An 11,409-nucleotide genomic window follows, 5' to 3' on the forward strand; every position below is an offset into this window, starting at 1 on the left:
TGGAAAATATAAGCTCAGGCAAAACCCCCAATAATCCGGTCAGCGAAACGCACTTTATGAGTGCCTGGATCACCAAAGTGATTAAGCAGCAACGCTATGATCACTGTGTGGCGAAAACCTTGCTGGGCTGGCAGCAGATGGCTCGCAGTATGGGTAAGCAGGCACAGCTGAAGCTGAAGTTTGAACACCTTGGCTGGGCATTATCGGGCGTGCTGACGGAAGAAGGCACCACCAGTGCAGTGAAGGCTGACCAACTGGATGCCCTGTACAGTGCGCTGCAGCAGCTCGATTGGGTGGTGGCGACAGAATACGAAGTGAACCGAAAAGTGACGCACCATACCGATGGTCAGGCGTCATTGGTGGTGTGTGCTAAGCAGTTACAAGAAGCATTTGATGAGGCAGGAAGACTTGCTAAGCCATTGTCGGTTTATGTTCGCGGTAATATCCAGCAATGTATTGATTTGGCCTATCAGCAAGGATTACTGCTGTACAAAGTCACTGACTATAAGTCGCTGGTGAAATACCACGGTGAATATATTCTGTACCCTGATAATGCAGGTGATTATCTTCCCGAACTCCCCACGCGAGCGGTTGAGTAAAAGACATCAAAGTGCAGCGAGGTCGCTGCATTTTTTATATTTTTATTAGGTTTATCACGGTTTGTAGCCTGCCAGATAGCATAAATAACAGGTCGGTTCGGCTTGTGATTTGAAAGGGCCAGAATAAAATCCGGCCTGTCGCTTTTCTTGTGCTCTCCTTATTTTTCAGGAATATGTATGTCGCCATCTGCTTCTCCTTTATTTGAAGGGGTGTTTGTCCGTCGCCTGCTGGCGATAGCGTTTCCTATTGCCTTACAGGTGATGCTGTTTTCCAGCCGTAGTCTGGTTGATATTCTGATGCTGGGTCAGTTAAATGAACTGGATGTGGCGGCCATTGGTATTGCTGGCCGGGCACTGTTTGTTGTCACTATTATGCTGTTTGGTGTGACGACGGGCGGTGCATTACTGGCGGCTCAGTACTGGGGCGCTGGCAATCAGCACGGCATGAAGCAAAGTGTTGCGCTGACGCTGACCATGACAACCCTGGTCGCCACACTGGCTGCGCTGGTATTTCTGATGCTTCCTGAGCAGGTGATCGGGTTAGCGACCAATAATCCTGAGGTGATTGCCCGGGGTGCCGAGTACCTGCAAATTACCGCCGTGAGTTTGTACGCTGTGTCGTGGGGCAGCAGTGTCTCTGTGGGGTTGCGGGCTATGCATCAGCCAGCGATCAGCACGCTGTTCAGTGCTGTAGGCATTGCGCTTAACCTGTTCCTGAACTGGGTATTGATTTTCGGTAACCTGGGGATGCCGGCTTATGGCATTGCCGGCGCGGCATGGGCAACGGCCATCAGCGGTCTGGTTGAAATCGCGCTGTTATTTGGTTATCTGCATCTCAAGGATCACCCGATTGCGCTGCGCTGGTCGCTGTTTCCTGAAGTCCTTAATGCTCAGATGATAAACCGCTTCCTGAAACTGTCGCTGCCTACCACCTTTAACCATCTTGCCTGGTCGGGCGGGATCTTCATGTATCACGTCATTATCGGGCAGGCCGGTGTCGATGGTTTGGTGGCTTTATCTGTGATGACGCCTATTGAGTCACTGGCGCTGGCGATGCTGATTGGTATTTCCAATGCGTCAGCCGTGCTGATTGGCAATCAGTTGGGCAGCAGTAACATGGAGCAGGCTTACCGGCAGGCCTGGGCCGTCACTGTGATCAATTTTGGCTTTGCTGTGGTCACGGCAGGACTCATGTTCCTGATCCGCGATCCTGTACTGGATTTGTTTGCTGCCATGACGCCGGAAACCCGGGAGCTGACTGAACATTTCTTCATGATTTTTTGCGTCGGTATGATAGTGAAAAGCCTGCCGATGACCATGATCGTCGGCGTGCTACGGGCAGGTGGTGACATTCGTTTCTGCTTTTATCAGGATATTGCCGCGCAATGGATGATCGGGATCCCGCTGACCGCATTTTGTGCCTTTGTGCTGAAACTGCCGCTGGAATGGGTTTACGCCATGCTGGTGTTGGAAGAAGTGGTGAAAATCGTTGGTTCCAGCATACGCATTCGCTCAAAAGCCTGGATGAATAATCTGGTGGCCGGCTAAGCAAAGCACCGGTATTGATTACCTTTGTCTGCCGTTATTTTCTGCCACCGTCATAGTCATAGTCATAGTTATAGTTATAGCCAGCTTGCGAAATCACAGGCTGGCTATTCGTGGCGACTCCCCCTGCCGCTGAGTATCACACTGGCGTGTAACTGACGCTTCTCATTCTCTCTGCCGTTTCAACATGCGTTGAAATTCCGAACTAAACGCGTCCTGATACAAGAAATAAATTGTCATTTCTCACCATGCTTTCCTATTCGTTATGCACTGTCTGTCACAGCATCATGCTGAGCAGAGTAGGGCAAGGCCCAGCCGTGCCGCTTAACTTAACCTTGAAAAGGAATGTCTGATGGGAACAGCTGCTGCAAGTAACAAACTGCAACATGGATATCCAACACCCGGACCACAAAATCCGGATGGTCAGAAAGTGATGGATCATGTCTTTTTCCTGTCGAATGCCGAATGGAAGCAGGCCAGGGAAGAGAATGACTATGATTTCGTGGTGATCGGAACCGGGTTTTGCGCCTTGGCGTTTGCAGAGAGAACATTGAAAACCAATCCTTTTGCAAGGATTTTAATGGTTGAGCGGGGGCCATTTTTTCTGCCGGAACATTTCCAGAATCTGCCTTTGCCTTTTAAAGATACTCTGGGCGGCCTGTCGGAAACCTTCCCATGGACCATGTCGGCCAAAAATCAGCTGGGTCAGGCAGGTACTATCCACTGGCAACATGGCATGGTGCCTTTCTTTGGCGGACGTTCCACATTGTGGAGTGCCTGGTGTCCAAGACCCAATAGCGATGAGTTTTCCGGCTGGCCGGAGGAGACCATTGCCGCTGCCGAGAAAAACTTCGAGTCTGCAGAACGGTTGCTAAGGGTCCAGAGTGCTGATCAGATAGACAGTGGGCTCAGCAAGCAGGAGAAAGCCTTTGTGTCGGGTAATCGTCCGGTTTACGGGGAATTACAGCGAAAGGTTCAGCACCTGCTGGAAGAGTCCGGCAAATCTGTTGATGGTATTTACCGTACTGAAGCCGCGCCGCTGGCCTCTGCGTCAGAAAATGTCAATGGGATAGATTTTCAGAAATTCTCTACCCCCGGCGATATTCTGCAACTGGCAGAAACACAGGCCGCACTGTTTAAAGCCGGGAAAGGCGCGAAACTCGATATAGTCACAGAATGTGTGGTTGAGAAAATCATCCAGCAAGAGGTGAATGGCATACCGCAGGCGACGGCGCTGCAAACGTCAAGAGGCGTTTTACCGCTTGGAACTGTCGAGTTGGTGCTGGCGATGGGCACTTTGCCACCGACCACGTTATTGCGGAATTCGTTTCCGGATTACCTGGGGTTAGGGCAGCGCTTTTCCGCGCATTTTATCAGCTCTATTGTCGCGCGCGTGCCAAAGGCCGACTTGGATCCGGCTGCCGACCTGGGTCGCCTGGAACTGGGGGCCTGCTACGTGGCCGGTATTGCGAATAACAGTTATGAGCAGCAATTCCATATCCAGCTGTCTGCCTTGTGGGATGAAAACCCGGTCGTGAATTCGCCCACAGCATTGCGTTATATGCCGGATGTCGTGGCGACAGCTTCTATGGCGCAGCTGCTGTCCTCAAAAGATCATGTTGTTTTTGTCTGTGCCGTGCTGGGAGAGCTGGATTACACCAACCCGGGCAGCTGGTTCCTGCAAAACAGCGATGATTCGAATATTACAACCAACTCCCTGCTGCAGATCGAAGAAAACGGCAAAGACAAACAAACCTGGACGGCGATGGACGAAGCGACGTTCAATATTCTGGAAACCGTGCTCTCTCCGAAAGGCCGGGATGCCGTGCAATACTGGCATGGCGCGCCGGATGAAGGCGACTGGCAGACGGCACGTCCCGCACAAGCTGCAATCAGGGTGGATGCGCCGGTGCATGAAAGTTCAACCCTGCATATCGGCACTCAGCCGGACGCCCCGGTTGATTTAGACTACCGGTTCAAAGGCGCCAGCAATGTGTACGTTACCGGCGGCGCACTCTGGCCGCAGGGTGGTTCCTGGAACCCGACACTGACCATGGTTGCACTGGCACAGGATCTGGCGGATAAACTGTCCGCGAAATAGCGCCTGAAAGTCTGGAGATGGAATAACAGCGCCTTCTGAAGGAAGAAGGCGCTTTTCAGGATCAATGAAAGCGGAGCTTTTGCTGGCGCAGAATGATAAAGGTTGACTTATCACCCTGGCACCGTTTGAGTACGGCCTCGCTTAACGTCATATTTCCCCTCTGTACTACACTTACCCATGACAAATTCGCCTTAAAGCGCCCCAGTTTCAGGTGGATAAGTGACATATTCGACCTCTTCTGCTTCCGCTTAGCTTGTTTGACCGAGCATTTTTGACCGGAGTGAACCATGGCTGATCTTTTTGGGTTTGATGCCTTTTCACCAAAGCAAATCGCTGAAAAAGTGGACAGTATAGGCGTGATAAAAGCCCGCCTGCCGTTGTTGTCTATGGTCATGCTGGGCATTCTGGCGGGGGCCTTTATTGGCTTGGGGGCCTTGTATTTTGTGATAATCAAGTCTGACGCGAGTCTGGGTTTTGGCACCAGTCAGATGTTAGGGGGGATTGCATTCTCGCTGGGATTGTTGCTGGTAGTGGTCGCCGGGGCTGAGTTGTTTACCGGAAATAACTTACTGGCGATGGCCTGGGCCGATAAAAAGATTTCAACGGCTGAGCTGCTGAAGAATTGGCTGGTGGTATGCGGTGCAAACTTTATCGGGGCGGCGGGACTGGCCGTCCTGGTGTATGTATCGGGACATACAGAATTGAATCAAGGGGTCATTGCAGAGCGTTATCTGCAGATTGCTGAAACAAAATGCAGCTTACCGTTCTGGAGCGCATTTTTCAGAGGTGTGTTGTGTAACATTCTGGTTTGTATGGCGATCTGGATGGCAATGGCCGGGCGGAGTGTCATTGATAAAGCGGTCGCGATTGTTTTTCCGATTTCCGCTTTCGTCGCGGCGGGTTTTGAGCACAGTATTGCGAATATGTTCTTCATTCCATTAGCCATGTTAATACAGGCATTTTCCGACACGGGTACAGTCGCCGGTTCGGTGGGCTGGCAGGGCCTGATCAGTAATCTGATCCCTGTCATTCTGGGAAATTTGCTCGGCGGGAGTGTCCTGGTTGGCTTGGTGTATTACGTGATTTACCTCAGAAAGCCGACATCTGGCCCGGATAAACCGTAATTTGTTTTCATGAGACAAAGATTGTAGCAGCATCAATCCGCTCTGTGCTGGCTTGCTATACTGAAGCCAGAACCCGCCGATTGATTGTGGATGGTAATGGCTTCTTCAATAGTGAAAACAGTCTGTCCTTTTTGTGGTGTCGGCTGCGGGATCAATCTGAAAATTGATGAACACGGTAACCTGACCGGGGTTGAACCACAGCGAAGTCACCCTGTGAGTCGCGGCAAGCTGTGTGAAAAAGGCTGGAGCACAGCCTATGCCATTCGTCCTGACAACCGGATTACTGAGCCGCTGAAACGGATTCATGATCGCTTTTATCCCATCAGTTGGGATGAGGCACTGAATGATATCAGTGAGGCGATAAGGGATATTCAGGCTGAGTCCGGCCCTGATGCTGTGGGGGTTATCAGCAGCGCACGTGCAACCAATGAAGACAACTATGCCGCTCAGAAATTTGCCAGAGCCGTCCTGAAGACCAACAATATCGATCATTGTGCCCGTATTTGCCATAGCCCCACGGTTGCCGGGCTGAAACAAACCTTAGGCTCCGGTGCGATGACCAATAGCACCAAAGATATTTTCGACACCGAGCTGATTGTCGTGATCGGTGCGGATCCGACGGAGAATCACAGCGTTTTCGGCGGGCAGATTATTGAAGCCCGGCAGCGAGGGGCAAAATTGGTGGTCATTGATCCCAGAGTGACCCGGCTGGCCAAAATGGCGGATGTGCATCTTCAGCTGAAACCGGGCAGCAACATCGCGCTCATCAATGCGATGTTGCATGTTCTGATCAAGCAAAAGCTGTATGACGCGTCTTTCATCAGTCAGCGCTGTGAGGGTTTTGATGCCCTGGCGCGTAGTGTGGAGACAATCATCCCTGAGCTGGCTGAGTCGGGCACCGGCGTTGCCGCCGCTCAGATCCGGCAAGTCGCGGAACTCTATGGCCGGGCGAAAAGTGCCATGATTTTGTACGGCATGGGGATCACCCAGTTTGTCAGCGGGACTCAGAATGTGATTGCGCTGTCTAATCTGGCTTTGGTTTGTGGTCAGATTGGCCGTCCCGGTACAGGTATCAACCCGTTGCGTGGGCAGAATAATGTGCAGGGCGCATGCGATATGGGCTGCCTGCCGAATGTGTATCCGGGTTATCAGGCGGTTGATGATATTTCTGCGCAAGGCAAGTTTGCGCAAGCCTGGGGAGAGCAGGTTGCAACCCGACCAGGGCTGACGTCGCTGGGTATGACCAAAGCGGCACTGGCCGGTGAGTTTCGTGGCCTGATTATATTCGGCGAAGATCCCGTGGTGACCGATCCGGACCAGAATCATGTTCGCGCTGCCATGAAGAAAATGGATCTGCTGGTGGTTGCTGAATTGACTATGACGGAGACAGCCAAGCTGGCAGATTACATTTTGCCAGCAGCATCTTTTGCGGAAAAAGAAGGTTCTTTTACCAACTGCGAGCGGCGGGTACAGCATATTGCTCAGGCTGTGCAGCCACCGGGTTTAGCTATGGGCGACTGGCAGTGGTTGAAGGCATTGGCTGAGGCATTGGGCAGCCATGCGCTCAGCTGGACCAACAGCGAGGCTGTGTTCGATGAGATGGCCTCGCTGACACCCTCTTATCAGGGAATGACCTATTCAGGGATTGAGCTGGCTCATGGTTTACAGTGGCCCTGCAACCAGGATGCCCCACAAGGAACGGCTATCTTACATCAAACGACTTTTCCTATCGGTAAGGCAAGATTGATCCCGGTACACCAGATTGATATTGATGAAAAGACCGACGAACAATATCCGCTCATCCTGACCACGAACCGGCTCTCTTGTCACTACGGCTGCGGGTCTATGACCCGAAAATCTCCTTTGCTGGAACGGGAAACGCCTGCGGGACTACTCTTCATCAACCCGGAAGATGCCAGGGCACTGAATATTCAGCGTTACTCGCCGGTAGGCATCCGCTCTCGCCGGGGCTATGTGGAAACTCGCGCCATGATCACCGATGATGTCCCACCGGGCCTGGTGTCAATGCCATACCATTTCAAAGAAGCCCCGTCGAACCAACTGACGAATACCGCGCAGGATCCAATCACGAAAATGCCTGAGCTGAAAGCATGTGCCGTGTCTGTGGTGCCATTACCACCGGGGCAGGAGCCTAAAGATATCGATCGCTTATTGGAGGGGCAGTAACATGCAGCAGTATATGCTTCACTCGCTTCAGCAACTGCAAGAGCACTTATCCCAGAGCCGCCAGTTGTATCAGGTGGTCGATAACCATGGTGACGCGCATTGGCAGCATCAAGCGCAGCCCCCCTTTCCGGCACTGAGTCAGCAGCGGCCGTTGAGTTCAGCCAAAAGCTTTTTCTTTGCCGAACAGGAGACCTTATATATCTTCGATGGTCAGTTTTTTCGTGAAACCATACCGAAACCAGAACCTTTTGTATTGTTCGGGGTTCAGAGCTGCGATCTGATGGCGATTCACTATCAGGACATCTTTTTTGACCAGGATCCTTATTATCAGGCCCGGCGACAGCAAGCCTTACTGGTCGGCATGGATTGTGTTCATCCTTGCCAGAATGGTTTTTGCAATCTGGTCGATGCCGGGCCGGGGGTCAGAGATACCACGGCCGATCTGATTTTGCATCCACTTGACGATGATAGCTGGTTATTGATTGTGGTGACGGAACCAGGCCGTGCCGCACTGCAAGGCCTGGCACTGACACCTGCGACAAGTCATGCTAAAAATTTGCGATCGGACAACCTGACCCAGTGCGAGCATGAGTTCGACGATCATTCTTATATTCTGGAAGGTATTGAAAAACTGAACCGTGGCCAAGCGTCGGATGCGTTCTGGCAGCAGGTCGCCATTCAGTGCATTGCTTGTTCCGGCTGCACCACCTTGTGTCCGACCTGCTCTTGTTACGGCACACAAAATCAGGCTGTGTCGCAAGACGCTCCTGATAAGCTGCCGACGACCCAGGCCCGGCAGGTGCGCTTCTGGGATTCGTGTTTGTACGAAGGGTTTCAGCGTGAGGCCAGTTTGCATAATCCCGCAGAGCAGGCCGGTGAGCGGGTGAAGCGCTTTTGGTACCACAAATTCAGTGATGATTTTTTGCCAGAATTTGGGCGGTATGGCTGTGTCGGCTGTGGGCGGTGTGAGCAGACTTGTCCGGGTGTTATCGGGGTGCATTCGGTCATGAAAAGGATAGTGAAAGATGCATAGTCTCACGCCAACAGCTGTTCGTCTGATCGACTTTTATGATGATGGTGAGCATGCCCGCCATTTTACCTTTCGTCTGCTAAATACGGCATCTCAGACCACGAAGGCACAGGATAACTGGATGAAGGCAAAGACAGGACAGTTCTTCATGCTATGTCTGCCTTCTGTGGGTGAAGCGCCGTTCACTTTTACACAGCTTCCTGATCAACATGGGAATTTTCGGGCGCTGGTCCGAAAAATTGGCAGTGTGACTTCAGCCTTGTTTGAGCTCAAAGCCGGGCAGATCCTGGGGGCCAAAGGGCCCTATGGTAAAGGCTGGCCGATGGATAAAGTGTGCAATAAAAGGGTGCTTGTTGTCGGCGGCGGCTGCGGCCTGGCACCTTTGGTCGGAGTGGTGAATCAGCTCATTGAACAACAAAATTACACCCAACTGATGGCGGTGTACGGGGCCCGTAATCGTCAGTTGAAGATGTTGACGCCGGAACGCCGGTATTGGCAGCAGATCATCCCGGTTTTCAATATGATTGAGGACGGTGACACCGAGCCGCGCGAAAATGAATCCGGCGGTACCCCGGTCGATATTCTGCCCACTGTGCTGGGTCAGTTTGCTCAAGGCCCGGATGTGGTGCTGCTGGCTGGCCCGCAAGCCATGATGTTTGCGGTGGCTAAATATCTGGTCGCCAGCGGGGTGTCTGAACAGGCTATTTATCTGTCGATTGAGCGCCGCATGCACTGCGGGGTCCGAACCTGTGGGCACTGTTACCTGAAGGACAAGTATGTGTGTTCCGATGGTCCCACGTTTCGCTGGGATGACCTGAAACAGTACATCCCAGCGGGTTATTCGTGACCGGCAGTATTAATTGGGTATTTGAGTTCTGCCAGCGCGATTTGCTGGCACCCTTTGGCGAAAGAGTCGGGGTTCAGAGAGATCGAATCGATCCCGCAATTTACCAGAAACTCGGCAAATTCCGGGTAATCTGACGGCGCCTGGCCACAGATCCCAACCTTACAGCCATTCTGGTGCGCGACAGTGATCACCTGAGCGATCATCTCTTTTACTGCATCGTCCCTTGCATCAAATAATGGTTTCAGTTCGGCTGAATCACGATCTATTCCCAGAACTAACTGGGTGAGATCGTTGGTGCCGATTGAGAAACCGTCAAAGCGTTGTGCAAACCGGTCTGCGAGAATAACGTTCGAGGGGATCTCGCACATCACATACACTTGCAGACCGTTTTCACCACGTTTCAGTCCTGCTTCAGCCATAACATCCAACACTTTATCGGCTTCACCGGTTGTGCGGCAGAACGGGATCATCACTATGATGTTATCGAAGCCCATCTCCTGGCGAGCTTTTACGATGGCCTGGCACTCCAGTTTAAACGCTTCACGATACAGCGGATGGTAATAGCGTGAAGCCCCACGCAGGCCCAGCATTGGATTTTCTTCGTGGAGTTCGAAAAATTCACCGCCCAGCAGGCCCCGATATTCATTGGATTTAAAGTCTGACATTCTGACAATGACAGGCTTCGGGTATTGTGAGGCTGCAATTTTCCCAACACCCATTGCCAGATGATGGATGAAGTAATCCGGCGGGTAAGCATAGCCTTGGGTCAGTTGGTTGATCGTTTGGCGAACCGCTGGGTCTGTCACTTTTTCGGGGTGGAGCAGTGCCATAGGGTGGACTCTGATCTGGCTTGAAATCATGAATTCGATCCGGGTCAGACCGATCCCGTCAACCGGTAACTGCCACCAGCGGAAGACACCATCTGGCATGGCTGCGTTAATCATTACAGCAGTCTGGGTACGCGGAATCTCATCCAGGTTCACCTGCTGGGTGTCATAACGTAAGATGCCTTCGTACACTTGCCCGACAGTCCCACCGGCACAGCTTAATGTGATCGCTTGTCCGTCGGTCAGGCTTCGGGTTGCATGCTCAGTACCCACAATGGCCGGTACTTTCAGTTCTCGGCTGACGATAGCAGCATGGCTGGTCGGGCCGCCGGTATCTGTGATGATCCCTGCGGCTTTTCGCATCAAAGGCACCCAGTCTGGATCTGTCCTTTCGGTGACCAGAATGGCGCCTTGCGGAAATTGATCGGTCTGGTGCGGATCGTTGATCAGAAAGACCTGACCGGTGGCGATCGCGCTACCGACGCTGGCGCCTTCCAGTAACAGGGTTGATTTTTCTTTCAGACTGTAGTTCACCAGCACGGCTTGTTTTTTCTGTGATTCCACGGTTTCAGGTCGGGCCTGGACCAGATAAAGCCCCTGACTGTCTTTCGCCCATTCCATATCCATAGCACAACCGTAATGGCGCTCAACGATCACGGCCCAACGAGCCAGTTGCAAAATTTCATCATCAGACAGGACCAATGCGCAGCGTTCTTGCTCGGTAGTCGCAAGCACGACAGTCTGGCCGTTGCCCGGATCATCTTTGTGATGTCGGGATGCATAAATCATCTTAAGTTGTTTATTGCCGGGTTGCTTTTCGATGATAGGGCGCTTGCCAGGTTTTTCCAGAAGCGGCTTGTAAACCATGAAACGATCAGGTGTGACGCTCCCCTTAACGATAGTTTCCCCAAGCCCCCACGCACCATTGATGATCACGACATCGGGAAACCCATTTTCAGTATCTAAACTGAACATTACCCCGGCGGCTTCAGACTCCACCATTTGCTGAATGCCAACAGACAAGGCCACCTGCTGGTGAGCAAAGCCTTTTTCCTGACGATAAACAATCGCCCTGTCAGTATAGAGCGAGGCAAAGCATTTGTTGTTTCAGGTGTTATTTGGAGGGCTGCGAATAAATGAGTATTTTAG

The 11,409-nt window shown here is 52.1% G+C and carries 8 protein-coding genes; 7 read left to right on the forward strand and 1 reads right to left on the reverse strand.

Going from position 1 to position 11,409, the window contains the following annotated elements:
* Positions 1–8 precede the first annotated feature (8 nt).
* The 7 genes from P0Y67_RS21145 (at position 9) to P0Y67_RS21175 (ending at position 9,433) form a co-directional block, all read left to right on the forward strand.
* Positions 9–599, forward strand: coding sequence for a DUF2913 family protein (locus P0Y67_RS21145; RefSeq protein ID WP_342393460.1), 591 nt, complete (start codon positions 9–11; stop codon positions 597–599).
* A gap of 177 nt (positions 600–776) precedes the next feature.
* Positions 777–2,147, forward strand: coding sequence for an MATE family efflux transporter (locus tag P0Y67_RS21150; RefSeq protein ID WP_342393453.1), 1,371 nt, complete (start codon positions 777–779; stop codon positions 2,145–2,147).
* A gap of 349 nt (positions 2,148–2,496) precedes the next feature.
* The gene (locus P0Y67_RS21155; RefSeq protein WP_342393454.1) at positions 2,497–4,245 is read left to right on the forward strand and encodes a GMC oxidoreductase; all 1,749 of its coding nucleotides are present in this window, start codon (positions 2,497–2,499) and stop codon (positions 4,243–4,245) included.
* 287 nt (positions 4,246–4,532) lie between these two features.
* Positions 4,533–5,369: a formate/nitrite transporter family protein gene (locus P0Y67_RS21160; RefSeq protein WP_342393455.1), complete on the forward strand. Its 837-nt coding sequence runs from the start codon at positions 4,533–4,535 to the stop codon at positions 5,367–5,369.
* Positions 5,370–5,465: 96 nt separating this feature from the next.
* Positions 5,466–7,556, forward strand: coding sequence for a formate dehydrogenase subunit alpha (gene fdhF, locus P0Y67_RS21165; RefSeq protein ID WP_342393456.1), 2,091 nt, complete (start codon positions 5,466–5,468; stop codon positions 7,554–7,556).
* Between the two features lies 1 nt (position 7,557).
* Positions 7,558–8,589: a 4Fe-4S dicluster domain-containing protein gene (locus tag P0Y67_RS21170; protein ID WP_342393458.1), complete on the forward strand. Its 1,032-nt coding sequence runs from the start codon at positions 7,558–7,560 to the stop codon at positions 8,587–8,589.
* The gene (locus P0Y67_RS21175) at positions 8,582–9,433 is read left to right on the forward strand and encodes an iron-sulfur cluster-binding protein (protein WP_342393459.1); all 852 of its coding nucleotides are present in this window, start codon (positions 8,582–8,584) and stop codon (positions 9,431–9,433) included. Before P0Y67_RS21170 ends, P0Y67_RS21175 begins: the two co-directional genes overlap by 8 nt.
* Here P0Y67_RS21175 and ppsA read toward each other — a convergent pair.
* The gene (gene ppsA, locus P0Y67_RS21180) at positions 9,424–11,328 is read right to left on the reverse strand and encodes a phosphoenolpyruvate synthase (RefSeq protein WP_446728862.1); all 1,905 of its coding nucleotides are present in this window, start codon (positions 11,326–11,328) and stop codon (positions 9,424–9,426) included. The two genes, P0Y67_RS21175 and ppsA, sit on opposite strands and share 10 nt — an antisense overlap.
* Positions 11,329–11,409 lie beyond the last annotated feature (81 nt).

The sequence above is a fragment of the Photobacterium sp. SP02 genome (genome assembly GCF_038519165.1).
GTDB classification, from domain to species: domain Bacteria; phylum Pseudomonadota; class Gammaproteobacteria; order Enterobacterales; family Vibrionaceae; genus Photobacterium; species Photobacterium halotolerans.

Bases quoted from the DNA above. Each gene is read 5' to 3' on its own strand.
- P0Y67_RS21150 (WP_342393453.1), top strand. From the start codon at position 777: ATGTCGCCATCTGCTTCTCCTTTATTTGAAGGGGTGTTTGTCCGTCGC.
- P0Y67_RS21155 (WP_342393454.1), top strand. From the start codon at position 2,497: ATGGGAACAGCTGCTGCAAGTAACAAACTGCAACATGGATATCCAACA.
- P0Y67_RS21160 (WP_342393455.1), top strand. From the start codon at position 4,533: ATGGCTGATCTTTTTGGGTTTGATGCCTTTTCACCAAAGCAAATCGCT.
- fdhF (WP_342393456.1), top strand. From the start codon at position 5,466: ATGGCTTCTTCAATAGTGAAAACAGTCTGTCCTTTTTGTGGTGTCGGC.
- P0Y67_RS21170 (WP_342393458.1), top strand. From the start codon at position 7,558: ATGCAGCAGTATATGCTTCACTCGCTTCAGCAACTGCAAGAGCACTTA.
- P0Y67_RS21175 (WP_342393459.1), top strand. From the start codon at position 8,582: ATGCATAGTCTCACGCCAACAGCTGTTCGTCTGATCGACTTTTATGAT.